This is a genomic window from Streptomyces sp. NRRL F-5122 (assembly GCF_001507435.1).
Classification (GTDB): Bacteria; Actinomycetota; Actinomycetes; order Streptomycetales; family Streptomycetaceae; genus Streptomyces; species Streptomyces lannensis.
Genome location: NZ_LMWH01000160.1, coordinates 1 through 338, shown reverse-complemented (window position 1 = coordinate 338; position 338 = coordinate 1). Strand labels below are relative to the sequence as shown.

Genomic DNA, 338 nt, shown 5'->3' with positions numbered 1-338 from the left:
TCATCCTGGTGTCGTTGCTGTCCCGGCTGGCCCGTGCCTTCGAGCTACGGGTGACCAGCGTGAGCCTGGACACCATGGCGGAGCGGTTCGTCCGCGACAGCGCCAGCCGCAAGATCCGGTTCATCGCCAACGAGCCGGGCAGCAGGGACGCCGCCGAGTACCGCGACAAGATCGAGCAGATCCGGGCGGAACTGCTTCTCCGGGAACAGCAGGGTCGTGATGAAGCCGGTCGTGTTGAGGAAGTGGCTCATGATGACGGCCGCCGTGGGCAGCAGCTTCCGGGTGTCGCGGATGCGGCCGGTGGGTTTTTTCTCGGTGTCGTCGGGGTCGCCCTGGAC

At 66.6% G+C, this 338-nt stretch carries 1 pseudogene; it reads left to right on the top strand.

Features of this window, described 5'->3' with window-relative positions:
* Positions 1-191 (top strand): annotated as a pseudogene (locus tag ADL25_RS46230) (hypothetical protein); the annotation flags it as partial.
* Positions 192-338 lie beyond the last annotated feature (147 nt).